Annotated in this window: 22 protein-coding genes; 9 read left to right on the top strand and 13 right to left on the bottom strand. The window is 60.7% G+C overall.

Annotated elements, in window-relative coordinates; all coding sequences use genetic code 11:
* The 9 genes from ABWP22_RS09350 to ABWP22_RS09310 all read left to right on the top strand — a co-directional run.
* Positions 1-911 (top strand): hypothetical protein (locus ABWP22_RS09350; RefSeq protein WP_353199693.1); only part of this gene is annotated, 911 nt, incomplete at its 5' end.
* Entirely contained in the window at positions 912-3,029 is a 2,118-nt protein-coding gene (locus tag ABWP22_RS09345; RefSeq protein ID WP_353199692.1) for a type I secretion system permease/ATPase, read from the top strand.
* Entirely contained in the window at positions 2,980-4,392 is a 1,413-nt protein-coding gene (locus ABWP22_RS09340; RefSeq protein ID WP_353199691.1) for an HlyD family type I secretion periplasmic adaptor subunit, read from the top strand. Before ABWP22_RS09345 ends, ABWP22_RS09340 begins: the two co-directional genes overlap by 50 nt.
* Complete coding sequence (locus tag ABWP22_RS09335; RefSeq protein ID WP_353199690.1) at positions 4,392-5,708, top strand: TolC family protein; 1,317 nt, start codon at positions 4,392-4,394, stop codon at positions 5,706-5,708. Before ABWP22_RS09340 ends, ABWP22_RS09335 begins: the two co-directional genes overlap by 1 nt.
* A 233-nt stretch (positions 5,709-5,941) precedes the next feature.
* The gene (locus ABWP22_RS09330) at positions 5,942-7,195 is read left to right on the top strand and encodes a tetratricopeptide repeat protein (protein ID WP_353199689.1); all 1,254 of its coding nucleotides are present in this window, start codon (positions 5,942-5,944) and stop codon (positions 7,193-7,195) included.
* 125 nt (positions 7,196-7,320) lie between these two features.
* Positions 7,321-9,084, top strand: coding sequence for a glycosyltransferase family 2 protein (locus ABWP22_RS09325; RefSeq protein ID WP_353199688.1), 1,764 nt, complete (start codon positions 7,321-7,323; stop codon positions 9,082-9,084).
* 1 nt (position 9,085) lies between these two features.
* Positions 9,086-10,315 carry a glycosyltransferase gene (locus tag ABWP22_RS09320; RefSeq protein WP_353199687.1) on the top strand — a complete coding sequence of 410 codons (1,230 nt, stop codon included), beginning with the start codon at positions 9,086-9,088 and terminating at the stop codon, positions 10,313-10,315.
* Positions 10,316-10,665: 350 nt separating this feature from the next.
* Entirely contained in the window at positions 10,666-11,907 is a 1,242-nt protein-coding gene (locus ABWP22_RS09315; protein ID WP_353199686.1) for a hypothetical protein, read from the top strand.
* Between the two features lie 246 nt (positions 11,908-12,153).
* Positions 12,154-13,467, top strand: a complete 1,314-nt coding sequence (locus tag ABWP22_RS09310; RefSeq protein ID WP_353199685.1) for a hypothetical protein — start codon at positions 12,154-12,156, stop codon at positions 13,465-13,467.
* Between the two features lie 316 nt (positions 13,468-13,783).
* Here the strand turns inward: ABWP22_RS09310 and ABWP22_RS09305 are convergent, their stop codons facing one another.
* From ABWP22_RS09305 to ABWP22_RS09245, 13 genes are all read right to left on the bottom strand, one after another.
* Positions 13,784-14,845 carry a glycosyltransferase gene (locus ABWP22_RS09305; RefSeq protein WP_353199684.1) on the bottom strand — a complete coding sequence of 354 codons (1,062 nt, stop codon included), beginning with the start codon at positions 14,843-14,845 and terminating at the stop codon, positions 13,784-13,786.
* A gap of 22 nt (positions 14,846-14,867) precedes the next feature.
* Positions 14,868-15,521 (bottom strand): glycosyltransferase family protein, encoded by a 654-nt coding sequence (locus ABWP22_RS09300; protein WP_353199683.1) that lies wholly within the window; start codon positions 15,519-15,521, stop codon positions 14,868-14,870.
* 19 nt (positions 15,522-15,540) lie between these two features.
* A complete protein-coding gene (locus tag ABWP22_RS09295) occupies positions 15,541-16,773 on the bottom strand; it encodes a hypothetical protein (protein WP_353199682.1) in 1,233 nt (410 codons plus the stop codon).
* Positions 16,774-16,881: 108 nt separating this feature from the next.
* The gene (locus tag ABWP22_RS09290) at positions 16,882-17,274 is read right to left on the bottom strand and encodes a hypothetical protein (protein ID WP_353199681.1); all 393 of its coding nucleotides are present in this window, start codon (positions 17,272-17,274) and stop codon (positions 16,882-16,884) included.
* 632 nt (positions 17,275-17,906) lie between these two features.
* Positions 17,907-18,506, bottom strand: a complete 600-nt coding sequence (locus tag ABWP22_RS09285) for a redoxin domain-containing protein (protein ID WP_353199680.1) — start codon at positions 18,504-18,506, stop codon at positions 17,907-17,909.
* A 20-nt stretch (positions 18,507-18,526) separates the two neighbouring features.
* Complete coding sequence (locus tag ABWP22_RS09280) at positions 18,527-20,614, bottom strand: protein-disulfide reductase DsbD family protein (RefSeq protein ID WP_353199679.1); 2,088 nt, start codon at positions 20,612-20,614, stop codon at positions 18,527-18,529.
* Positions 20,615-20,691: 77 nt separating this feature from the next.
* Positions 20,692-21,603 carry a PEPxxWA-CTERM sorting domain-containing protein gene (locus tag ABWP22_RS09275; RefSeq protein WP_353199678.1) on the bottom strand — a complete coding sequence of 304 codons (912 nt, stop codon included), beginning with the start codon at positions 21,601-21,603 and terminating at the stop codon, positions 20,692-20,694.
* A gap of 220 nt (positions 21,604-21,823) precedes the next feature.
* Positions 21,824-22,813 carry a PEPxxWA-CTERM sorting domain-containing protein gene (locus ABWP22_RS09270; protein ID WP_353199677.1) on the bottom strand — a complete coding sequence of 330 codons (990 nt, stop codon included), beginning with the start codon at positions 22,811-22,813 and terminating at the stop codon, positions 21,824-21,826.
* Between the two features lie 332 nt (positions 22,814-23,145).
* A complete protein-coding gene (rpsI, locus tag ABWP22_RS09265) occupies positions 23,146-23,655 on the bottom strand; it encodes a 30S ribosomal protein S9 (RefSeq protein WP_353199676.1) in 510 nt (169 codons plus the stop codon).
* Between the two features lie 11 nt (positions 23,656-23,666).
* The gene (gene rplM / locus ABWP22_RS09260) at positions 23,667-24,143 is read right to left on the bottom strand and encodes a 50S ribosomal protein L13 (RefSeq protein ID WP_353199675.1); all 477 of its coding nucleotides are present in this window, start codon (positions 24,141-24,143) and stop codon (positions 23,667-23,669) included.
* An 88-nt stretch (positions 24,144-24,231) separates the two neighbouring features.
* The gene (locus ABWP22_RS09255) at positions 24,232-24,828 is read right to left on the bottom strand and encodes an NUDIX domain-containing protein (protein WP_353199674.1); all 597 of its coding nucleotides are present in this window, start codon (positions 24,826-24,828) and stop codon (positions 24,232-24,234) included.
* Complete coding sequence (locus ABWP22_RS09250) at positions 24,711-25,076, bottom strand: DUF2237 family protein (protein WP_353199673.1); 366 nt, start codon at positions 25,074-25,076, stop codon at positions 24,711-24,713. The genes ABWP22_RS09255 and ABWP22_RS09250 overlap by 118 nt, the downstream gene beginning before the upstream one ends.
* A complete protein-coding gene (locus ABWP22_RS09245; protein WP_353199672.1) occupies positions 25,073-26,101 on the bottom strand; it encodes a COX15/CtaA family protein in 1,029 nt (342 codons plus the stop codon). The genes ABWP22_RS09250 and ABWP22_RS09245 overlap by 4 nt, the downstream gene beginning before the upstream one ends.
* Between the last annotated feature and the right edge of the window lie 39 nt (positions 26,102-26,140).

The following is a 26,140-nucleotide window of genomic DNA, read 5'->3' as shown; positions in this document are numbered from 1 at the left end:
CGGCGGCTGCGATGATCGCCGCTGGCCTGCAGTTTGCGTCGGCTGACAACATCACGCTGTCGGTGGCAGGTACAGAGCTGCCGACCAGCATGACGACGCTGCATGACCTGCATGTCGATCAGATCGTGTACACCGGCACTGGCACCATGCCTGACGTCGCCGATGACAACAGCACCAGGCTGCTCAGCACGGTCGCCGTGGCTGAATTCGACAACTTCCGCAGTGTCGCCGGCGATGCGTCCGACTGGGTCGAAGCCGTGTCCGAAGCTGTGGCTGTCGAACTGCCTTCGACGGATGTCATCCTGCCGGTCGATGCAGACGACGCATTCGGTGATCTCATCCGCCTGCTCAGCGCGAACTCGGTCGAAGAGCTCAATCTGCCCACCGGCAACGAGGTCACGGTCGACGACTCCCTCGCCGCTGTGCTCGCCGAAGCAGGCATGCTGGAAATCCTGCCGGCAACCCAGTTGCAGCTCGACGCGACAGGTTCCGGCCAGGTGGTCGATACCAGCCTCGCCACGATGGCCCGCCTGGGCGTCGATCAGGTCCAACTGGGCGATCAGGGCGATGCCCCGGTCTATGTCGATCTGGGTATCCAGAGCGGAACCGCGACCGGCGCTGACCTGCTTGCCCTGTTCAACGCGCTCGACGTGGATGACGACCGCGCAACGCCGCTGTTCGTGGGGGCAACCAATGTCGCGCTGGTCATCGATCAGGGCACGGCCGAACTCATCCGCGATACGGCCGGTGCGGTCGACGCGATCAGGGGCCTTGGCGTCACCGAAATTGCCGTGTTCGACACCACTGACGGCTTCGACCCGTCGTTCGGCCCCGCTCCGATCCAGGTCAAGCTGATCGGCGCCGATGAAGATCCGTTCCACCACCTCGGTCAGCCGGGCCTGAAGCTGTAAATGACCATGCTTGATCAGAAATCTGAGCTGGAAGCGCCGGTTCGTCGCATCCTGGCTCAGGCGCGGTATTCATTCTATCTGGCATTCGCAATTAGCGGTGTGGTCGAAATCATCTCGCTCGCTCCCATCATCTACATGTGGAATGTCTTCGATCGTGTGATCACTGCCCGCAGCGAGATCACCCTCGTTTCGCTGACCATCTTGGTCGTTGCCGTCTATATGTTCTGGGCGCTGCTGGATTGGCTGCGCACTCGCCTGTTTGTCCAACTCTCGGCCAAGCTGGACTGGGATCTGTCGGCCTCGGTCTTCGATGCCGCGTTCCGCCGTTATGTGGGCTACAACAACGTCAATCTGCAACAATTGCTGTCGGAATTGCTTACGCTGCGCCAGGCCCTGACCGGCAGGCCGATACTGGCGTTGATGGATGCGCCATTCGCGATCGTGTTCATTGCCGTGGGTTTTGTCTTTCATCCGCTGCTGGCGCTGTTCGTGGCCCTGGCAACCGGCGCGATCTTGATCAGCAGCTTTGCCGCGCAGCGCGCTTCGGCTCCGGTTATGAGGGCGTCAAACGAGGAAAATGCCGCCGCCAACAAGTTGGCCGCCGATAGCCTGCGGCAGGCCGAAGTCACCATGGCCATGGGCATGCTGCCCGCCGTGCGCCGCAAATGGTTTGTCCGGCATCAGAAGTTCCTGCAGCTTCAGGTCAATGCCAGCGAAGCGTCGGGCACGATGCGCGGCTTTTCCAACGTGCTCGGCAATACATTGCCCTCACTGCAGGTCGCGCTTGGTGCCTGGCTGGCCATCGAAGGCGCCATCACAGGGGGGATGGTGATCGCCGCGTCGATGCTGATCGGCAAGGCTATGAGCCCGCTCAGCAAATTGATCGGGGAATGGAGCCAGATCATTTCTGCGCGGCAGGCATATGATCGGTTGAATGATCTGCTCAAGGACGATCTGATCTATGGCGAACAAATGGCGTTGCCGGCTCCGGAGGGCAATCTCGTCGTCAACGGGCTGGTCATAATCCCGCCCGGCACGGCAAATATCGTGCTCAACGGCCTCAGCTTCACGATGAAACCCGGCGAATTGCTCGCCGTTATCGGCCCCAGTGCAGCCGGGAAGACCTGCCTGGCCCGGGCGCTGATGGGGGTCTGGAAGCCGCATATGGGCTCGGTGCGCCTTGACGGCGTGGAGATTTCGGATTGGGCGCACGAAGAGCTTGGGCCGCACTTGGGATATGTCCCGCAAGACATTGAATTCCTGCAGGCCTCGGTGGCCGAGAATATCGCCCGCCTGGGTGAGGTCGATCCCGAAAAGGTCATTGCAGCCACCAAGCTGATCGGCGCGCACGAGATGGTGCTCAAGATGCCGAATGGCTATGACACGAGGATCGGGCCGGGCGGCCATGTCCTGTCCGGTGGCCAAAAGCAGATGATCGCTCTGGCGCGGGCCTTCTATGGTTCGCCCAGCTTCATCGTGCTCGACGAGCCCAACTCCAACCTCGACGACGCGGCCGAGCAGGCGTTCAAGAAGGCGCTGCAGGCCATTTGCCAGGCAGGCTCTGCTGTCGTCGTCATGACGCACGACCCCAAGGTCGCGCGACTGGCGGATCTGCTGCTGGTGCTGCGCGAAGGCCGCCAAGTCGGCTTTGGGCCCTCGGCCCAGTTGCTCGAGGCCGTGCGCACGCCAGCGGCTCCGACCGCGACGCCAGCACGGCCGATGGGCGTCTCGCCGCCCGCTCCCGCGCGCGCCGCCACGGCTGCGGCACCGGCACCGGCACCCGTGCCACCGCTGGCGCCAACAGCGCCGTCACCCGCGCCTGCGCCGGTGACGGCCGCAGTATCGGCGCCGGTCCAGCCACCTGCCCAACCAGCGCCGGCGCCTGTCGCCGCCCCGGTTGCTGCGCCCGCACCCGTGCCACCGGCGGCGCCAACCGAACCGGCGCAGGTCGCTGCGTCGGCACCCGTGCCACCGCCGGCGCAGACAGCGCCATCACCCGCCCCAGCGCCGGTCGCGCCCCCGCCGCAAACCGCGAAGGTCACTGTCGTGATCCAGCCCGCCACGGCGGTTGCGGCCACCGCCCCTGCTCCAACTCCCGACGCTGGCGAGACGCTGTAACATGTTGGTCAGTCTGTTTTCCAAGCTCAAATCGGGGTTGTCGGCCGCCATTGACGCCTGGAACCCCTATGATCCCAGCAAGCTGGAACGCGACGGCGCCGAGCCGCTGGCGCTTGGCGACGGCCTGTTCCGCCGCCGCGCGGTCCAGGGCTTCGTCATCCTGTTCCTCGCCTTCTTCGTCTGGTCCGTGACCATGCCGCTGGCATCGGGTGTCCCGGTGACGGGCAAGGTCGTCGTCGCCGGCTATCGCAAGACGGTCCAGCATTCAACGGGCGGCGTGATCGAGGCGATCATGGTCGAGGAAGGCCAGAAGGTCCGCGCCGGTCAGGTCTTGATGAAGGTCAATCCGCTCAACACCGAAGCAAATCTGACCAATTACGAACTTCAATATGTCGATCTGCTGGTCTCTGAATCGCGCCTGAAAGCCGAAGTGCTGGGCAAACCGGCCATCACGTGGGTGCCTGAACTGGCGGCGTTCGGGAATGACCAGCATGTTGTCGAGTCCAAAGCGGTGCAGCAGGAGCTTTTCGCATCCCGCCGGGTTGGTCTCCGGAGCAATATCGCCGCCATGGAAGCCGAAATCTCGGGGCTCCAGAGCGCGATCACCTCACGCCGGGTGCAGTTGAAAACGGTTGAGGAGGAGTTTCGCAACACGCAGGATCTTGCCGCCGATGGCTTCATCCCGCGTGCGCAGGCCAATGCGGTCGTCCGTACGCGCGAGGAACAGGTCACGGCGCTTTCCAGCGCCCAGGCGCAGGTCGCCAAATTGCGCGCGGAGATCGCCCAGAACCGCATGAACTTCCTTGCCGATGTGCAGAAATCGCTTTCGGAAGCCCAGAAGAACAAGGAATCCTTTGCCACCCGCGTCGATGCCGCGCGGTTCGAGCGGGCGCAGACCGAGATCAAGGCGCCGGTCTCCGGAATCGTGGTCGGACTGACCGTCTTCACTGTGGGCGGTGTAATCCGGGGGGGCGATAATCTGGCGCAGATCCTGCCCACCGACGGCCGGCTGCTGACCGAGATCAGGATCCCGCCCGGTCTGATCGACAAGGTGCGGGTGGGCATGCCCGCCGACATTCGCTTTACCGCCTTCAATCAGACCACCACACCGGTGATCGACGGCAAGATCAGCCTTGTCGGCGTCGATCTGCTGACCAGGCAGGACGTAAAGGATGAGACCGCGCCGATCGAATTCTATCTGGCACAGGTCGAGATCACCCCTGAGGGGCTCAAGAGCCTCGACAAGCTGCAGGTGCAGCCGGGGATGCCGGTGGATGTGCTCGTCAAGACGGGTGAACGCACCTTCATGAGCTACTTCCTGAAGCCACTCACCGACAAGCTCGCCCTGAGCTTCCGGAATTGATGATGAAGATCATCTCACCGTCGTTGTTGGTCCTTTCGCTGCTGTCGACGCAAGCGTGGGCGCAGGCGGCCGACCCTTCGGCCGCGCCCGAGACAACGCGCGCCGCCGTCACCGACCGTACCCGTGCCGATGCGCCGATGGCTTTGGACGAAGCCTATGAACTCGCACTGGATTATGACGCCGAATACAAGCTCGCCGAGGCGGAATTCGACGTCAACAAGACGGCGGCAAAACAGTCAATGGCGGCCTATCTGCCGTCGGCCAGTTACAGCATGACCAACATCCCGACCGATGGCCTGACGCGTCAGGTTTTCTCGGTCAACCAGCCGATCGTCAGCCTCGAACGGCTTGCGGTGCTGCGCCAGAGGGGCCCGCGACGTCGGTACGCCGACACGTACCTGCTGTTCCGGCAGAATGAGCTTGCACAGCGCGTGTTGAAATCGGTGGCCGATTATGTGCGCGCCAATGAAAGCGCCAAGCTCAACGCTGCCAAGGTGCGCGCGCTCAGTGAGCAGTCGGTGCGGGCCACGCGCCTTTACAAGGGCGGGCTCGGCACGGTTACCGATGCCCGGGAGCTGGAGGTGCGGTACCAACAGGCCAAGGCGGCTCAGATCCTGCTTGAATCCGAACGCGGTGCCGTCGCCGCCCGCCTGCGCTCGCTGACGGGGGTCGACATCAGCGACAAGGATTTCATCCTGCCCGATCGGGTGCCGCGCATCGCGCTGCTGCCGAAGGAAGAACTGGAACCTGGCGTGCAGACCAACCCCAGCGTCATCGCGGCGGGCTTGTCGGAACGCGTGGCCAAACTGGATGCGCAGCGTGCGAAATGGGGGCTGCTGCCCACGGTCAACGGCTCAGCGTCCTATACGTTGGCGTCCGGCCGCAGCATCTCCTTTGTCGGCATCACGGTATCGGCGCCCATCAACGCCGGCGGCATCTTCTCGGCCCAGGCGTCTTCGGCCTCTGCGCGCCGCTCTTCCGAAGAGCGCCGCCGCATCCAGGAGCAGGCAAAGGTCGGCTTCCAGCGCCTTTATGGCCTGGTGAGCGGTGGCGATGCGGCGTTGCAAAGCAGTGCACTGGCCATCGAGGCGGCCGAGCAGAGCGTTGTCGCCAACCAGAAGAGTTATGACGGCGGCGTCCGCTCAAATCTGGATGTGGTCAACGCCATCCAGACCGCTTTCGAGGTGAAGAGCCAGTACGTCAATTCGGCCATGTCGCTGGCCGAGAATTATCTCGATCTGCAGCTCACGGCCGGTGTGTCCGCTGCCGAAGCCATTGCTTCGGTGCAGAAATTCATGTTCCGGGGGCAAAGATGACCGCCGGAACCGCCGATCTGGTGCAGTTGGTCGAGCGCGGCCGCCAGTTCCGCAATGCCGGACAATGGGGCCAAGCCATCAACTGTTATGCCGCCGCCAACGAGATCAACAGCGCCCGTTATGACATCAAGCATAATCTGGCCCTGAGCCTGGTCGGGGCAAACCGGCCCGATGATGCCATGCGCTATCTTGATCATGCGGTGGCGCTGAAACCGGATCTGTGGCCCAGCCATGTGCTGAAGGCCAAGGTGCTGCGGGGCCAGGGCTGCATTGAGGAGGCTGATGCCGTCCTGACGCACATCCTTAAGCATGATCGGCGGAACGGCCACGCGCTGCTGGCCGCGGCGGACCTCGACATGAACGAGTTTGGTGACGCGGTTGGCGCCCGCAATCGCGTGGCGCCGCTGTTGGGGGACCCCATGTTTGGCGCCGATGCCGAACTGACAACCCTGATGTCCAAGCTCTATGATCGTGATGAAAGCGACGAAGCGCTTTCGCATCAGCTGATGGATTTTGCCGGCCGCCAATTGTGCCTGCCGGGCTTTGCCTTTTCCGAAACGGCGCTGGCCGGCGTTGCCAACCGCACCGGCCGCCGCCGCATCGGGCTCCTGTCACCGATGTTCTGTCTGTCGCCGGTCTATTTCCTCACCTTTGCCGCCTTCAGTCCGCTGTCCGAACAGGTCGATTTCATCCTCTTCAACCGCGGCAGCAAGGATGACAGCGGCACCGCCGAATTCCGCCGCATCGCTGCCGAATGGCACGATGTGCAGCATCTGGAGGCGGCCGATCTGGCCAACGCCATCAAGCGCCAGTCCCTTGATGTGCTGTTCGACCTGGGCGGCTGGAGCGATCCCATCGGCCTCAAGGCGCTTTCGACCAAGCCGGCTGCCCGGATGTACAAGTGGGTGGGCGGGCAATCGGCCACCACCGGCCTCACCGTTTTTGACGGCTTCATCACCGATAACGTGCAGTCGCCACCGGGCAGTGAGGCGCTGCATTCGGAACCGTTGATCCGTTGCGAAGGCTCCTATGTCGCCTATACGCCGCCAGCCTATTTGCCAAAGCGGACTGCCGCCCCGTCGATCAGAATGGCGATTGTTTCCAACCCGGTAAAGATCTCGCGCAAGATGGCTGCGCGCGTCAACGACGCGAAATCTGCACCGCTCACGCTTGTCGACAGCCGGTACCGCTTCGCCAAGACCAGGAAGAATATCGAACGGCGCTTGTCTCGCCCGTGCGAGTACATCGCGCCGAAATCGCACGCCAGCTTCCTCGAAGTGCTCGCCTCTTGCCGGAGCATTCTGGATACCCATCCCTACAGCATGGGGCTTGCTGCATGTGAGGCCAGAAAATTGAAAAGAATGATAATAGTGTCTGGTGCCGATGGAAAGCTAGTCGCATCGCGTCACTCAGCGACACATATGGAATATCATAGCGAGTATCGGGTCAATCACATAAATCAACTCATTAAAGCAATATCGTCATAGCACAGAGAGATGAATGAATTTTTCTTTATCGCAAGATATCAACCGTGATTAAAAATAAATCCAACTCGCTATAACATAAATATAATTAATACCGATTACGAGATTAGCAGAAGGTGGGACTCAACGTGAGTGAAGTGCAATTTAAAAAAGCCCACGGTCAGATCAGTCTGACGAGCGGCAAAGTCCAGCGCCTCGATGTGCAGGGTGACGATGGCGGCGTAACTCTTTCTGGCGCCGTCGTTCGCATAACGAGCGCGGTATCAATCGACGAATTGAACCTTCTGCAGGGCACAGTATCCGGAGGTGTTACAATTGAAGTTCCAGATTACATCCATCATTCATGCATCAAAGACAAATCCGGAATTTGGCATTTCTCTGTACTGTCGCATCGGCAGCAGAATCCGAACCGCTCCGCCTTGATTCTGAAAGACGAAGATTTTACATACGTTTCCCCCATCGTTCTTGGTAAGGACGATCGCACAATCAATGTTGCTCTTCTCAGGAATCTATTGAGTGCATCCGTTTCGGATGAACTGTTGCGCTCAGCCAGTTGGGCAAAGTTGATCCTGTCATCGGCTGTGCCGGGCGAATGCCCCACTGCACGGGCATATATCGAGAATTCGTGGCATGTGCCCGGGCACGGTTGGGTGACGGTTGGTTGGATCGCGGCTACGGATGATAGCGATGTATGGCTATCCACGTCGTCAGGTGTCAGTGCAAAGATCAGCAAGGATAATCTCTTTCAACGTCAAGACGTTGAAATGTCCCTTCCTTTTGCCTTCAGGCAAAAAGCCAAAGTGGGTGGCTTCCTCATTGCGTTGCCCGGTAACGAGCAGAGCCCCGGGAAAGTCACTGCGATTGCCACGCACCCGGGTGGCGCGACCCGTCTCCACGACATCAAGTGCGCTACCTTTGCCTTTACGGTGCCGGCCTATATCGAAACGATCATCGGCCTGATTCCGAAGCCATCCCTGATCAGCGAGACATTGACCCGCAACGACGGCTTCTTCGTTGACGCGCTGGTGTCGGCGGTCAAATCATACACGAAGAACACGCTTGGCGTGGAAACTAGGCAATTTGTGCCGAAGCGGGCGGAGGAAACCTCCATCATCGTGCCTGTGTACGGGACGCTGCGCTGCATCAAGGAACAACTGGTCGCCGCCGCCAGCGAGCCGGAGATCCAGAGCGGTCAGGCCAGACTGCATTACATCATCGACGATCCCCGGCTTCGGCAGGAGATGGAAGGACTCTATGACTATGTGCAGGCGCTCCAACTGCCCGCATCGTTCCATGTTCTGAGCGCCAATCTGGGTTTCGCGGGCGCGTGCAACCAGGGGGCCGCCCTCGCCAAGGGCAAGAACCTCATCTTCTTGAATTCTGATTGCATTCCCACGGATAAAGGCTGGATCGATGCCATGATCAGCCCCCTGGCCAAGGAAATCATCGGTGCTGTCGGCGCCCGCCTGCTCTTCCCCGACGGTTCGATCCAGCACGACGGCATGGAGTTCACCTATGATCGCTCGCTGCGGCTCTGGCTCAATGACCACCCCGGCAAAGGTCTCGATCCGTTTGAGCGCCCGGTGCTCGAAGAGGTCGAATCCGCTACGGCTGCGTGCGTCGCCCTGCGCGCTGCCACCTTCAAGGCGGTCGGCGGTTTCGATGAGGGCTTCGTCATCGGTGATTTCGAAGACTCATCGCTCTGCCTTGCGCTGCGCGACATGAAGAAAAAAATCGTCATTCAGCGCAAGGCCACGCTTGTCCATCTCGAGCGCCAGTCGCTGGTCTTGAGCGGCACGCCGACGGCGCGCCAAGCAATTGTCTATTATAATGCATGGCGGCACCAGGCCAAGCATTCCAATATATTCTCGAAAAAGAAAGCTGGTAACTGAAATGGCTCGCTCGGTGACTGCAAAAAGCAAACTCACAGTTGCAATCTTCGCGCATGCGCATCCGGCCTTTTCCAAGGGCGGTGCTGAAATTGCGGCGCAGGTGCTTGCCGACCATCTGCAAGCGCGGGCCGAAATTGGGCAGGTCGTGCTGGTCGGGGCTCGCCCCGAACCGGATTTGCGCGGATTTGCGCGATATGCGCCAAACAACCTGATCTGGCACACGCCGCCGGTCAATCACCTGGATTTTTCATCGGCTGAAATTGCCATCCTCCGCCGGGATCTGGAGGTCTTCATCAAGCACTACCAGCCGAACATCATCCATCTCCATCATTTCGTGAGCTTTGGTGTCGAGATCATCAGCCTGATCAAGCAGATCGATCCTGCCATCAAGGTTGTCCTCACTGTCCACGAAATGCTGGCGATTTGTCACCACAATGGTCAGATGGTGAAAACCGGCTCGCTGGAGCTCTGCAGCCGTGCATCCACCGTCGATTGCCATCGCTGCTTCCCCGAGATTCCCAAGGAAAGCTTCTGGCTGCGCGCGTGCTACATCAAGGAGCATCTCAATCGCGCCGATGTGATCATTTCGCCGTCGCAATTCCTTCTGGACCGTCTGGCAAGCTTCGGCCTTGACAGCGCCAAGCTCAGGATGATCGAGAACCCGCAGCCCGTTCGCACCCCGCTTCCGCGTGAGCCGCTGGATGGTCGACGTCTCCGATTGGGTTATTTCGGGCAGATCAATCGCTACAAGGGCATCGATGTTCTGTTGAAGGCAATGAAGATGCTGACAGAAGAGCAACGCAGCCGCGTCTGTCTCGAGGTGCATGGCACCAACCTTGACCTCCAGCCTGCAGACTTCCAGGAACAGATTCTGGAACTGCGATCTGATCTTGGCGAAGATGGCAGCGTGATGTGGTGTGGTGCATACCGGCACGAGGACATTGCTTCGCGTATGGCCGGCGTGGATTGGGTTCTGGTCCCCTCCGTCTGGTGGGAGAATTCCCCGATGGTGATCCAGGAGGCGCTTGATTACGGCCGGCCTGTGGCTTGCTCTGCCATCGGAGGGATGAAGGAAAAGGTGACTGATGGCGTGAATGGCATTCACGTACCGGTTGGTTCGCCCCATTCGTGGGCCCAAGCAATCGTCAAGATGGTGTCGGGAGGACAGACGCAGATCGAGCGTGAGCCGTTGGCGTCTTTGAATTCTGTTGTGGCCGAATATGTGGGTTGATTTTGCTGCGTATTGGTTAACGAAGCAGGATAGCTAGATGGCAGTTGTTTTCAGCTTCTACGCTTCAGTTGTGCCTGAAGCTGATACGGATGGCTGCATGCTTGACAACAGAGGAAACACGGGGAACTGTGCGCTCAGCCTGCTATTGGTTCTTTGTGGTGGCAATCTTCGTGTTATCAGGCTGGGCAAAAGGTAAGTTCAAACGCGCTGGTCCAAAATGGGTTTGTCGTTATGCTCGCTTTGTTTCAGAGCAGGGTCAGCAAACCGCGCTAAACTCGCTCTGTACAGAATGCTCTAGGATGACCTGTATGTAGATTTGCGAGACTTGATATTGGTAAGGAATAGAATCTATGTTCGGCGTAGTAGACAGCATTTTTAACAACCAGGTGTCCGGTTGGATCAGTGTTGGCGAGCGCGCTGAATGCCGATTGGAAGTTGTATTTGATGGGCAAGCCTTCCCTGGCGTTATCGGCGCAAAACGCGAAGATTTTGTAGGCTTCAAGGATTGCTATTCGTTTACGGCTCTGTTGCCGAAACCCATCAATTTATCTGATGTAGCCGATGGGAAGTTAAAATCCTTTTGCATCAATGACAAGCAACGTGTCGAGCTTGAAATTTGGAGCTGCATTTTGGATGCAGCAAATCTTGAGCGCATGCCGCCCGGCAACCTAACTCAGATTGTAAAATTCTTGTCGTCTGAAAAAAGGCTTGAACTAATTAGTGGTATAGAAACGCCACTTTGGCGAAGGTCGGTAAATAAAAAAAGCATGTGTGTCATCGCTTACGCTAATGGAGCTGGCGCCTGGTTCCCCTATTTTTACTCGTATTACGCAGGGCTGGTTGGCGCAGAAAATATCTTTATTGTAGCAAAAAAGGCCGAGGAATTCAGCGCATATCCCATGGGTGGGATTATATCGTTATCCGGCGCTCATTTCGATAACGAAGCACGGGCACAGTTGCAAAGCCGTCTTAGTCAGGGACTTCTTGCTTATTATAACTGGACCTTGATTTGCGATGTTGACGAGATTGTTATCCCGCACCCATCATCAGGTATGACCTTCGAACAGATGCTTGCTGTTCAAAGCGACGATGTCGTGTTGTCTCGGGGATTTGATGTTTTGCAGGAGGATGATGATCCCCCGTTTGACTTCGCGAAATCCATCCAGTCGCAAAGACGGTGGGGGGTGGCCAACTCGTCCTTATGTAAACCTCACCTTGCGCGCGTGCCGACCCGCTGGGGTCCGGGATTTCACCAGACGGATAATCCACCATCATTCGCTCCACCGGGCAGTGGCTTCCTGACATTGCACTTGAAATGGGCGTGCACTGAGGTTCGCGCAGCCGTTGCCCGGCTCGTGCAATCTACGACATATGCAGACCAGCATACAGCCGAATACAGCAATAACAGTGTGGCTATGGAAAGACATCATGTCTTGCAAGGTGGGTGGGCTTTGCAACGCGTGGCGGTTGATGGCCCGGAGATGCAGGCGTTTGAACAACAATGTCTAGAATCTGCTGAGTATATTGGTCAGATTGGCATTTGGTTCTTTCCGCATGAGTTCGATACGCGTTTGGTCGATTTGCGGATATAGCTACTCGTGTGCTGACGTGGGGCGGTCGGGTAGCAGGGCGCTCAGCATACCGAGGTTGCATCCGGAAGCACAGACGGGCGAGATGGTCAGCAACAATGCTACTGTGATGACATGCAATGCGGACCTAGCTTGGTCCTGCGAGGCAACGATCAACTGGCATTACATGGCTACCCGCATGCCAATGCAGAACGTTTCTGCGAAACTATGCATAGCCGGAGTTAACCCTGGGCGAGGAAGAGCAATGATTTGCCCCTCTGGCTGGAAAAGGAAAATGGTCAGGGTCAGGTCGATCAAGGGGACCATCAAATGTTTGGAGCGGTTGACACTCTGTATGGACAACGTCTTTCTGGTTGGATCATGAAAGATGATAGTCCAAACTGCAATATTGAAGTCATTTTTTATGGCAAGAGGATAGACGCTGAAATCGGTGGACTGCGTAGCGATTCATCAGCATATGAAGAGCGTTATTCTTTCACAGCTATGTTGCCAACGGCGGCTACACCCACTGATGTGGTTGAGCGCAACCTACAGGTTTTTTGTGTCGACCAGACAAGCCGGATTGAACTCAAATTTTGGACCCCGATAGAAAAGGCAGCAGTGATTGAGCGCATGTCTGCCGTCGATTTTTCCAATGCGGTGCAGTTTTTGTCGCCGTCGAAAAAAGCTGCGTTAATTAGAGGATTGGAAACGTCGATCTGGCGGCAGTCTGAGCAGAAGAAGAATGCTTGCGTTATCGCCTACGCTAACAGTGTTGGCGGGTGGTTTCCATATTTTTACTCTCACTACGCGTCGCTAATCGGCGCAGACAATATATTTTTGGTCACACCTAATGGAGGTGAATTCAAGGAATATTCGCTGGGCGGTATTCAATCACTTTCTGGGGTCGCATTTGACGATGAAGCCCGCTGCCAGTTGATGAGCCGGCTTAGTCAAGGTCTCTTGGCATATTATAATTGGACAATAATTTGTGATATAGATGAGATAATTATTGCCCATCCTCGTTCGAATCTGTCATTTGCGGAAATGCTGTCCATTCAGGAATCCGATGTCCTTATGACTCGTGGTTTCGATATAATTCAATCCGCAGACGAGCCAGAGTTTGATTTTAGCAGGTCGGTACTGGATCAGAGACGTTGGGGCGTGGCCAGTTCGTCGTTGTGCAAGCCTCACATCGCTCGAATCCCAAGCCGATGGAGCCCAGGCTTTCATAATACCGATTTCCCGACAGATTTCGCGCCACCTTCTTCTGGTTTCATCACCCTCCACTTAAAATGGGCTTGCGCCAAAGTCCGATCCGAAGTTGCGCGCATAGTACAGGCAACAAATTATGCGGATGGTAGCACTGAAAAGTACAGCATAGAAAGCGTTACGTTAGAAAAACACCCGGTATTCTTTAGCGGTGACGTTGTACCTCAAGTCGACATTGACAGTCCGCAAATGAGGCTTTTTGAGCGGCGCTGCTTAGAAACCAGAAATTTTTTTGGTAAGCGTGGACTTTGGTCTGTTCCTCATACGTTCGATGCATCCTTGGTGGATTTTCAAGCGCAGGTGTTGCCGTAGGAATGTATCGCTCAGTACTCTTTGCGCCGAGCCAGCCGGTGGAGGTGACGGCCAGCGCTTTGGCCCAGACGGTGCGGCATCGATCTTGCCGGATCGCTACACGCTGCCAGTCCTTCCGGCGGCCGGAAATGATCTGAATGCTGCTGCAGCTTCAATATTAGTACTGTTGGCATTTTCTCAATGTATTCCGGGACACTCTGATCCAGAAGGCTCGGTAAGCACATGAGTTTGAGACGTCGGGTGATGCAAGTAGAAGCCCTTTTAGACAATTTAGATGATTAATTTAGAGTTAGATCACAGTATGCTTCCATTTCGATCAGCTCTTCATCCTGAAACACAGCCGCGCATTGTCCGTCACCCGCGCCAATTGATTCTGCGGCAGGTGACCACCGGCGAGGATCTTCATGCAGGCTTCATGGCTTTCGGCATATTGGCCAACCCACGAAGCGGTGACGGCATATTCGTCCAGCAGGCCATATTGATAAATCCACGGCTCGACGAACAGGGCGCCATCCGGCTGTGGCCGTTCCAGGCCGCGTTTGGCGAAGGCATAACCTTCGGCGTGGCGGGCTTCGATGCGGCATTGGCGGGCGGCGCCGTGGAGCGCTTCGGCGCGGGTGGTGGTGACGGCGTCCGCAGCCTCGAAGGCGGCGATCACGTCGGCGCTGGCGTGGCCAAGCCGCTGCTTCAGCCTGGCCACCTGATACAGGCTGATGAAAATCTCCTCTGCCCAGCCGCCCTGGCCGGCGCGCTGCAGATAACGGGCGATGGCCAGATCGAACCGGCCGGCGTCGCGGAAACTCTGCGCGAGGTAGAAGGTATAGCGGCGCACCAGGAACGGATCGCTCTCGGTGCGCAGGGCCTCCAGCAGCAAGGCGGCATCGCGGCCATAGGTGCCGGGGTTACGCCGCCGGGCGCCGTCGTTGGCGCATTGGATGGCCAGATCGAGATGTCCTCTGGTGAACGGTTCGTTGCACTCCAGAAATTCGTGCAGCACGCCGCGATAGAACCACTGCTGGCGGTTGTTGATGAGCTGTATGCGGGGATAGCTGAGCGACCCATTGCGGATCACCAGCGAATAGCAGTCGTGCGTGAGGGTGAGCGAGCCGAGGCCTGCCAGTTCAAGATAATCATCGGCGTCGATGATCAGGCTGTAATCCGCCGCGCCCCGCGCCAGTTCCAGCGCTTCGGAACGATTATGGGCAAAGTTGCGCCAGGGCCGCTCGTGCAGGGTGCCGGGGATGTCGTGCAGCTCGGCCCGGATGATGTCCTGCGTGCCGTCGGTGGAGCCCGTGTCGACGATCACCCAAGTGTCGATCAACGGGCGCAGGCTGGCAAGGCAGCGACGGATGACCGGCGCCTCGTTGCGGACGATCATGTTGAGGCAGATGCTGTGGTTTTTAGGAATTGTCACGTTGGCCCGCCTGAAGGATCTGGGGCGCTGCCCGCACAGCAGCCGGTACGTTCAGCCGGTTGTCAAATCCGGACTTGAGCCGCCTGTCGAACAGCGACTTGTCTGCCGGATTGATCTGGCTCTGGTCCTTGCGCCAATCCACCTCGACCAGCACGGCATTGGGATCATAGCACAGAGCGCCTTGCGCCTGGGCGATCAGGCTGAGTTCGGTGTCGCCGTAATGGGAATGATATTCGGGATGGAACAGGCAGCCATCATAAAGTGACTGCGCCCAGCGCCGCCGGACCAGGCCGAAGCTGGCCATGCGACCGGACCATTTGCCGTCATTCAGCGCCGCCAGGCCGGCGCCAGGAACGGAAAGCGCCGCGTGCGCCAGCGCCAGCCAGTATCGCCCGGCAAAGGCATCCTGCGCCACATAGGCGAAACTCTGGCTTTGGGTGGCCGCGAATGCCCCGTTGATCAGGCTGACAAACCCTTCTCGGTGGTCGTCGTGAACCGCCAGCAGCAAGCCCTTGCAGCCGGCGCGGGCGGCCAGTTGCTGGGCGGCACGCCGGGCCATTGCGGCGTCGATGAAGGGCATCACCACGATGGGGCCGTTGATGTCGTAACGGCCGTCCTTCAGTTGAGACGAGGATATCATCTCGATGGCGAGCATCGCATCAGCCAAACCGAACCGTGGTCGGGGTCACATTGCGCAGATGCGTCGCGCACCATTCCTTGCCGTTGGATTGCGAGAAATACAGGTTGCGATAATTCACCCAGCAGGCCGCCAACCAGGCCGAACGGGTTTTGTGCGCCACGTCCTTCATCTCCCGCAGCAGGCGCAGATGGACGTTCATCTCCGTCTCTCTTTCGGGCAGCGTGATCTTGAACTTCTTCAGATGCCGGCCCGACGTTTTCATGAAGATCGGGAACAGCCGTTCCACCACGAACGAGACATAGGTGGCGCCATTGTGCTTCAGGCGGCGATCGGCCTCTGGGGAGTGCAGCAGTTCCCGCATGTCCTTCGACATGCGGCTGTCGCTGAGGCCCATCGCCCGACTGACGAACGCCAGATAGAGCGACCAGAATTTGTGCGTTCCAACAAAATAATTGGCGGCCGAGAACATTTCGCTGGCCTCGACGGCTTGCAGGTCTTCAACCGGGAAGCCTGCCGCGGCGCAGACGGCCTCGGCCACTTCAAGAAAGCGCGGGTGGCAGCTTTCGCCTTGCAGCCACATGTTGTGAAACAGGGCTTCATTCTGCGGATACGGATTGCAGTAATAGATGTCGTTGCCCGGATTGGCCGCGATCACGTCGTGAAGCTGCTGGCCGGTCATTCCGGTCTTTTCGCCAAAGCGCCACGACAATGCGCCCCAAAGCTGCGCCGATTTCACCTCGCCCGAACCCGCAATCCGCCCGAAGACTTCGAGTTCGTAAAATTCCGAGACGATCCCCCGATTGTCAAAAGGTTCGAACGCCGGATCCAGCAATTCCAGGTGCCAGGGCTCGTAATAGATCTGGAAGATACGGGTCTGCGCCGCCGCGCTGGGCGCGGGCCGATTGTCGATCGCCAGCCGCGATCGGGCGCCGCCGGGACCGGTGCTGGTGATCGATGTCACGCGGCCCTTGCGTGCCGCCGGCACGGGCGCGCTTTCGGTGGCTTGGGCAGGGGCCGGTGGGGCCAGCGCCTCGGCCTTCGCCGCCTTGGGTGCCCGCTTCCGGGCAGCAACGCCCGGCGGCTTTGGCGCCGCCAAACTGCTCTCGTCGGCCAAGGGCAGGGCAGTTGTCGCCGGCAACTCGGCAGGCGGCCCCGGCTGGGCGACCTGCTTGCGGCTGTTGGAATTCGCGGCCTTTGGCATGGTGAATTTCTTGCCTGCCTCAATGACCGTCGGTGTCTTGTTGTCGCTCATGAATGACTGTCCTCGGGACCGATGAAGCGGAGCGTTGATCGGCTCGAAGGCTGAACGCATTTGATGCGCACACGGCACCCGGCAATGTCGTCGCCAAAGGCGCGGAAATCATTCATCTCCATCGATGAGACTGATGATCCGGTCCACATCAAGCGCGACAAGCACGCGGCGCAGGTCATTCGTGGGGCTGGTTTTCTGCAAAAGATCGGCGGATTCGAGTTTCTTGATGCTGTTGAAAGCCGTCCGCAGCGAGAAATTCGGGTTGTGGGCAATCGACTTCAACATCGAGCCATTGTTCTTGATGATATTGAAAAGAACGCGGCCCTCACCGGATACGATATTGTAATCGAACCGCTTTTTCATCGCGGCGTCGAGATTTTCAATACGATTGATCAGTGAGATGAGCTCATGGTCGAGGGTAAGGTCATTTCGCAGTGCTGCGGGCAGCACCGCGCCAGCGTCAGAAACGCCATCGCTGCCCTTTAATGCCAATCCGACCATGACCCCTCTAAATCGCCCCGCGCTCGAAAATTCAATGCGGGTTGGAAGCCATATGAATGTATAAATTTTAAATTATGGAAATATATAAACGATATATCGACCGTGTTTTGTATCTGTCTGAAAGATACGGTCTGAAAACAACAAAAACAGATTTCTGTTATTGGCCTCTAAAATATATCTTGAAGCCTATGAAAGGCAGATCATCTGTATGAAGAGGCGATGTTTCTCCGATATTGTCTGAACCTCAGAACAGGATCGATGGCGGTGAAAACAGGCTGCTGGATTTGGTAGAAGATCTGGATCGCCGACGAGGGCACGGCCTGTGCTGGCTGTGATTGACGCCCTTGCGTCGAAACCCGCCTGCCAAAATGGGGGTCGCTTGGGTCGAAAACAGCGCCGCTTCGTCCCAAATCCGATCGGTGCGCGTTGCAATAGCCGATCCGCCTCGTCAGGCTGAGGCACAGTTCGGAACCGGTTTCGAACGCATGGAGAGAGGGTCGCGCTCGCACGTCAGCGACAGCAGCCGCCTGGCCTCAGAGACCGCAAGGCCCGGGCATCTTCGCGCCAGCGTCGGCCGCCTCCAGAGGGCATGCCTGCCCGCCGAAGCCATGGTTCCTGATCCGACGTCTCGATTAACCCGCGTATTTGATCGAGCAGCCATAGGGCCGGGTGATCGCCGGGGCGGGCGCCTTGCCGGCCAGAACGGCGGTGATCGCATTCTTTGCCCAGGGGGTTGCCGTCCTGGCATCCGCATCGATGGCGGTGGGCTTGTCGTCGATGGCGCCCTGGTAAGCCAGAATGCCGTCGGCACGGATGACGAACATGTGCGGGGTGGTCTTGGCGTCGTACAGCTTGCCGACGGCGCCAGCGGGATCGAGCAGATAGTGGGCCGGGGCGGCCTTGTTGGTGGCGATTTCCGCGCGCGCACCGGTGCCGTTCACATGGCCTTGCTTGCCGGGGGCGCCGCTGTTGATCGAGAGCCAGACGACGCCGAGGTGCGCAGCTTCGCGCTGGCGTTGCTGCATGGTGCCGCTGTCATAATGGGCGCGGACAAAGGGGCAGCCGCTGTTGGTCCATTCCAGCACCACCGTTTTCCCGCGGAAATCCGACAGGCGCACCGCCTTGCCATCGGCATCGCGGGCGGTGAAATCCGGGGCGGCGATGCCGTTGATCGGCGCTGCCAGCGCAGGCGCGGTGAGGGTGGCGATCAGGGCGGCGATTGCGGCTTTCATCGTCGGGCTCCTCATCAGGCTCAGCCGGCCAGGCTGGTCAGTTCGTCCACGGTCAGGATCTGCGGCAGTTCGCGTTCGCCGCCCTTGGCATCGTAATAGACATAGACCGGCACGCCGGCGCGCTTGTGCTGCTCCAGCCAATCCGAGATTTCGGGGTCGCTGCGCGTCCAGTCGCCTTCCATCACGGTGATGCCCTTGGCCTTGAAGCTTTCGGCCACCGCCGCTGACGCCATGGCGCCTTTCTCGTTGACCTTGCAGGTCAGGCACCAGTCTGCGGTCATGAACAGGAACACCGGTTTGCCCTGGGCGCGCAGATCGGCGAGCGCGGCGGGGGAGAATTTCACCGCATTGAGCTCGCTGGCGGCGGTGCTGGCCACAGTCGCGCCGGCGGGCGGCGTGCCGGTCTCGATCAGCAGCGTCGCGGCCACCACGGTCGTCAGGCTGAGCACGCCGGGCACCAGCAGCGATTTGCCGCCATGCTGGCGCGCGCCAAGCCACCACAGGAACAGCCCGAGCAGCAGCGCCCCGGCCAGGCCCATGGCCATGCCGTTCACGCCAGCCTGCTGGCCCAGCACCCAGGCCAGCGCCAGCGCGGTGAGGAACATCGGCACCGACAATATGGCGCGCAGCTTCGCCATCCACGCGCCGGGCTTGGGCAGGCGGCGGCGCAGGGCGGGGATGAATCCGATCAGCAGGAAGGGCAGGGCGAGGCCGAAACCCAGCCCGGCAAAGATGCTCAACGCCTGGATCGTCGGCAGCACCAGCGCCGCGCCCAGCGCGCCGGCCATGAACGGCCCGGTGCAGGGTGTGGCGACAAAGGCCGCCAGCGCGCCGGTGAAGAAGCTGCCGCGCACGCCGCCCGACCGGGCCTGATCCTGGCCGAGATTGCCGCTGGTCAGCGTCACTTCGAACAGACCGGCGAGGTTGAGCGCGATGGCGGTGACCAGCAGCAGCAGGAAGCTGATCACCCGCGGATCCTGCAACTGGAAGGCCCAGCCGACCTGGCTGCCGGCGGCACGCAGCGCCAGCACCATGCCGCCCAACGCGGTGACGACGATGACCACGCCGGCCGTGTAAGCCAGCGCTTCGGCGCGGGCCTTGCCGGCATCGACATTGCCCTTGGCCAGCGCCAGCGCCTTCAGCGACAGGATCGGGAATACGCAGGGCATGATGTTGAGGATCAGGCCGCCCAGCACGGCGCCGAGCAGGATCAGGGCGAGGCCCGGCTCGCCGCTGCTGTCGCCATTGTCACTGGCAGCGCCGGTGGCCAGCGCCGCGCCGGGGCCGGGCACGCTGCCGGGCCTGGCGGTGATGGCAAAGCCGATCGGCGGCTCGCCGGCCATTTCGACGCGCAGCACGCCGGTCACGTCGCCTTCGGGGCCGGGATCAGCAGCATCGGTTTCGATGCGCAGCGCATCGCCGGCGCGGGTGACGGCTTGCGGCGTGACATGATTGATCACCAGATCGCCAGCCGGGAAGAACCAGGCGCGCTGCACATTGTCGAGCCCGGCGAGGGGGACGGACAGCACGAAGCGCTTGCCCTGCACCGCCCAACTGGCGGCGGCCGCCAGCGGCTTGGGCAAGGCTTCGCGCGCGGTGACGAGGCGCGGGCCCATCGTTGCATCGGCGGCGCCGTCCCCGATGCTCAGCGGCAGGGTGAGCGTCGTCGATTCCGGCACGCATTGTTCGTGGCTGCACACCAGCCAATCCACCTTCACCGTCACCGGGAACGCACGGCCCGGCGCCAGGCCGGCCGGCGGCGTCACGCCGGTGATCAGCACATTGGTGGTTTCATAGACATGGTTCATCAGCCCGGAGACGACCAGCGTGCCCGGCACCGGATATTGGAGTTCGGCGGGCGCCGCAGTGCCGGCCGGCAGGGTCCAGGCGGCGCGGGTGGGTGCGCCCGCATCGCCGGGGTTGATCCAATAGGTGTGCCAGCCGGCCTTGGGGCTGAGCGCGATGCCGATGGTCAGCGGCTTGCCCGGCGCCGGGGCAGCGCTGGCGGCGAGCAGTTCGACCTTGGTATGCGGCTGGTCGCTGACCGACTGGGCCAGCGCGGGCAGGGCCAGCAGGGCGGCGAGCAGCAGGGCGAGGATGCGAATCATGGGCTCGCTTTGCCAGCCCTGCCCGCCCATGAAAAGGCCGCCGCGGCTTTGTGGCCCGAAAGCCAGGCTTTGGCGGATCAGGCCAGCACGGTGCGGCGGCGGCGCAGGGTGGCACCGACCAGGCCGAAGCCGGCGATCAGCATCGCCCAGCTTGCCGGTTCCGGCACCGCCGGCGGGCCGAGCACCGGCACGCTCAGCAGCTTGATCTGGGCGTTGTTGCCCGCGCGCGTGGGCGACAGATCGAAGATCCAGTTGCCGGAAAGGGTGAAATTTCCGCTCAGCCGATCGAACAGGCTGATGTGGAGATCGCCGGCGCTGGCGGAGAAGGCACCAGTGAGACCAACGCCGCACGTGCCGGGGGCCGAGCAGCCGAGGTTGGTGGTCGTCGTGCCCTGCACCAGCTTCACATCGCTCAGGCTGACCATGTTCTGGCCGGCCGAACGGATGCGAAACTGGAAGGCGTTGATTTCGGCAATCGAAGCGGCGGTGATGCTCCATACATCGTCGGGCTGGCCGCTGACGCCGTTCACCGTGCTGTATGTCACGGTGTTGCCGGTGCGGCTGAGGATGAAGCCTATCGCCTGATCATCCACCCAGGCGCGGCTGACCTCGTTGGTAAGGGTGCCCTGACCGGCCGTGCGGGGGAGCGAGGGCGCATTGGTCAGGGCCGCAACCACGCCCGTGCCGCCATCGGCCACAGGCCGCCCGGTGGCATTGTTGGTCCCGTGGAAACCACGGGTGCGGCCGCTGTTCGGGCTGCGCGCTTCGGCGACAGCGCGTTCCAGCGGCGGCAGATAGGAAAGCGGGCTGCCGGTGCCGGTGGTCAGGCCATAATGGGTTTGCAGGAAGTCGCCGGCAAATTCGTAGCGCTGATCGGCGGCCTCGCCACTGACCACGCCATTGAGCGTGACGACGTGCTGGATTGCAGTGGCCGGGCCGGCGGCCAGCATGGCGAAGCCGACGGCGGCGAATATTGTCCGGCTGGTCATGTCAACTCCCATGGAAACGCATGTTGCCGGCAGACAAAGCGAAGATGGCAGGGGACCGTCAAGAAAATTATTATAAAATTAACCAAAAAGCCAGAAATGCAAACCCAAAGGCAAAGCGAAGCACATCAATGATGAAGGATGATGGCCCAGACGCAGTTTCGCCGCCGTGGCTGGGCCACGGCGGCGAAACGGTGCGAATCAGGGCGCTGTGTTGGCTGGATCAGGCCACCAGCACGCGGCGGCGGCGCAGCGTGGCGCCGACCAGGCCGAAGCCGGCGATCAACATGGTCCACGAGGCCGGTTCGGGGATCGGCTCAACCGGGTCCGACAGCACCGGCAGACTGAGCAGCTTGAACTGGAGATTGGCGGTCGAATTGGTCGGCCGGGACACTTGCCAGCCAAGGAAGAGGTTGCCGACCAGGGAAAAATCACCGGTGACCTTGTCCCACAGGAACATTTCACGTTCGGCGAACGCTGCCGTGTTCGCCAGCGTATCGGCCTGATAGACGCTGGTCGGGCCGCTGCCGACGGTCGAATTCAGCAGATTGCCGTTGTACCGCAGATCCGTGATGCGCCAGGCGCTGGTGCCGCCGGCTGACATGCGCAACTGGATGGCGTTGATTTCGGTGAACCCGATGCTGGTGGAAGACCAGATATGGTCCCACTGCGCATTGCCGCTTTGGTCTCCGACTTGCACGGTCAGGGTTGATCCGACCCGCGAGATGGAAAACACCACCGGCGGCGGTTGGTTCACTTGATCGGCACCATTCGATTGCAGGAAATTCGTCCACGGCACGTTGATCTGGTTGCTGGTGCTCACCGTGCTGCTGTCGGCGTTGAGCGAATTGAAATTGGTAAGCGCGCTGTGCACGCCGTCGCCGCCAAGGCTGGTCGGCAAACCGGAAGCGGCGTTCGGCGTGTGGACGCCATAGGTGCGATTGCCGCTGCCCTGGGTGGCAATGCCCCCACGAAATTCGATCGCAGCACGCTCCAGTTGCGGCAACACGCTGTTCGACGTGGCCACGCCAGGCGGATCTACCGGGGTCAGATTGTAACGGCTGGCAAGAAAGCCGGCTTGCTGGCCATTGCCGAGCGCGGCCGTGGTGCCGGTGCCATCGGTGTCCCAAAATCCGAAGCGCTGATCGCTGCGGAAATCAGCGGCATTGCCGGTGACCGGCGCGTTGTTGCGCAGCGGGGCTGGTAGGGTCACGGCTGCAGCGGTGCTGGCCAAACCCAACGCTAACCCGAATGCTACTGCTGACTTGATCATGTCGACCCCTGTGACCAATGGCATGAGCCACTTATTTTCGCTCTAACTATCAACCAATCTGGCGGTCAAGAGCCTTTTTTTCAAGGGCTTAAGAAAAGGTTAACAGCGTATTTATATTAATGAAGTGGTAACTGCGTCAGTGAGGCTGACGTAAATTTGTCCCTGATTTTTCACGAAAAATGGCGCCGTGCGGTCCAACCGCGCGGCGCCATTTTTTTGCACTTGCAGGGCTGTCGCCGCTGCGAATTGCAGCGGCGAAACAGCGGCCCGAATCAGCGCTTGCTGAACTGGAAGCTGCGGCGCGCCTTGGCCTTGCCGTACTTCTTGCGCTCCACGACGCGCGGATCGCGCGTCAGGAACCCGGCCTGCTTCACCGGGGTGCGCAGGATTGGTTCATATTTGGTCAGCGCCTGGGCGATGCCATGCTTCACCGCGCCGGCCTGGCCGGACAGGCCGCCGCCAACCACCGTGGCCACCACATCATATTGATCGCGGCGTTCGGCGACATCGAACGGCTGGTTGATCACCAGGCGCAAGCTGGGCCGGGCGAAATAGACGGTCTGGTCGCGGCCGTTGACGGTGATCTTGCCGGTGCCGGGCTTCAGCCAGACGCGGGCGATGGCGTTCTTGCGCTTGCCAGTGGCATAGGCGCGGCCCTGCGCATCGATTTCCTGTTCCCGCAGCGGCGCCGGCGGGCCGCCGCCACCGGTGTGGGCGGTGTTGATCGGGGCTTCGGCATCCAGGCCGGCGAGATCGGCAAAAGACTGGCGATTGTCGTTCATCTGTCAGTTCCTCAACCAGCGATCGTGGTGTTCTTGCGGTTCATGGACTTCACATCCAGAACCTCGGGGCTTTGCGCCACGTGCGGATGTTCGGTGCCGGCAAAGACGCGCAGGTTGCGCATCTGCTGGCGACCCAAGGGCCCGCGCGGCACCATGCGTTCCACCGCCTTGATCAGCACGCGTTCCGGGAAACGGCCTTCCAGCACCTTGGCCGGGGTGGTTTCCTTGATGCCGCCGGGGTGGCCGGTGTGGCGATAATAGACCTTGTCGGTCGCCTTGTTGCCGGTGAAGCGGACCTTCTCGGCATTGATGACGATGACATTGTCACCGCAATCGACGTGCGGGGTGTAGCTGGCCTTGTGCTTGCCGCGCAGGCGATTGGCGATGATGGTGGCCAGGCGGCCGACCACGAGGCCTTCGGCATCGATCAGCAGCCATTTTTTTTCGACTTCGGCAGGCTTGGCCGAGTCGGTGATCCGGGTGAGCATGGCATGGATTCCATTGTTGCAAAACGAAACGACCGGGACCACAAGGCCCCGGCGTTGAGGGCGGCTATTGTGCAACACGCCGGGCAGATCAAGGAAAAAGCGACGTTTTTCCGGTGTGGTATCCTGGCACCGTGCCGTCGGCCTGATCGGCGAGCAGCCTTCGCACCCGATCCTGCAAGGGTGCAACTGCATCCGGTGCGGACAGAAACACGCCGATATCAAGCAATTGCGGATCGCGGCCTTCGTCGCCGAAGCTTATGGCGGCCACCTCTGATGCGTCCAGGTGCAGCGCCAGCAACCAGCCGGTGCGGCCGGGTGGGTGCATCGACGGGAAGGGCTGCGCCCAGATGATTCGGTGTTCGGGGAGGTCCAGGCCGAATTCCTCGTGCAGTTCGCGCAAGGCACATCGCGCCGGGCTTTCGGCGCCCTCGCGGCCGCCGCCGGGCAGGTCGATCAGGCCGGGCCAGGGGATGCCGGGCTTGTCGTCACGGCGGTAGGTGAGAATGCAGCCATCAAGCAGACAGGCCAGCTTGGCGCCGGCGAAATCCGCGCCATCCCAGGCGCTGATCAGGGCTGCACCGCATGGGCCTGCAAATGGCCGAGCAATGTCACCTCGAGCGTTTTTTCGTGGCAGGCTTCCAGCACCACCTCCGGCGCGAAGCCGGCGCGGCGGGCCTCTTCCCAACGGCCGGCGCACAGGCACCAGCGGTCACCAGGTTGCAAGCCGGGAAACCCGAATTCGGGCCGCGGCGTCGACAGATCATTGCCGGCGGATTGGCTGAAGGCCAGAAACTCCGCGGTCACTTCCGCGCACACCGTGTGCAGGCCATGGTCGTTGGAATCGGTGTTGCAGCAGCCATCGCGTTGCCAGCCGGTCATCGGATCGGTCGAACACAGCACCAGCGGGCCACCGAGTATATTCTTCGCCATCATGCGCTGCTCCTTTGCGACCAGTGTGCGGCCCAGGTCATGGCCGCGACCAGCATGGCCGCCACGCCCTGATGGGCCACGCCCAGCGGGATCGGCACATGGCCAACAATCACCGCAACGCCCAGGGCGAATTGCACCAGCACCAATCCACCCAGCGCCAGCGCACGCACGCCTGCACCGGCGCGCCACAGCCGCCAGGCGGTCAGCAATATGGCCGCAGCCACCGCATAGGCCAGGCTGCGGTGCACGAACTGCACGCTGATCGGATCGCTCACCAGATCGGCGGCGCGCGCAAACAGGCCATCAGGCACCAGTTGGCCGAACATCAACGGCCAGGTGTCCGACGCATGGCCGGCGCGCAGTCCGGCGGTGAAGGCGCCCCAGACGATCTGCACGGCGAGCAGCGCGGCGAGCGGCCACACCCACATATTCGGACGATCATGGCGCGGCGTATCGCCATCCCGCAGGTCGAGCGCAGTCCAGATGCAGCCCGCCATGATGATCAGCGCGTTCGACAGATGAATGGCCAGCCGCTCCGGCGCCACCTCGGTGCGATCAACCAGCCCGGATGCCACCATCCACCAGCCGATGGCGCCCTGCAGGCCGCCCAGCGCGAACAGCGCCAGCAGCCGCAGCTTGTAGCCTTGCGGAATCCGCCCCGCGATCCAGAACCACGCCAGCGGCAGCGCAAAGGCCAGGCCGATCAGCCGGCCCAGCAAGCGGTGCACAAATTCCCAGAAGAAAATGCCCTTGAACGCGGCCAGGCTCATCCCCTGGTTCATCATCTGGTATTGGCTGGATTGCCGATACAGCGCGAACTGCGCCTGCCATTCGGCCTCGCTGAGCGGTGGCAGTGTTCCCGACACCACATCCCAGCGCGTGATCGACAGGCCGGATTCGGTCAGCCTTGTGATCCCGCCAACCACGACCATGGCAAACACCAGCGCCGCGACGCCAAGCAGCCAGGCGGCGATGGCGCGCGGCTGGGCGGCAGTGCGGGCGGGCAGGAGAGATGCAACAGAGGCCATGGACATCGCCCTAGAACCAAAGCGCCGTCCCTCCAAGCC

This window comes from Sandarakinorhabdus sp., from assembly GCF_040398665.1.
Classification (GTDB): Bacteria; Pseudomonadota; Alphaproteobacteria; order Sphingomonadales; family Sphingomonadaceae; genus Sandarakinorhabdus.
Note: the sequence above shows the minus strand (reverse complement) of the source record. Positions and strands in the feature narration are given on the sequence as shown.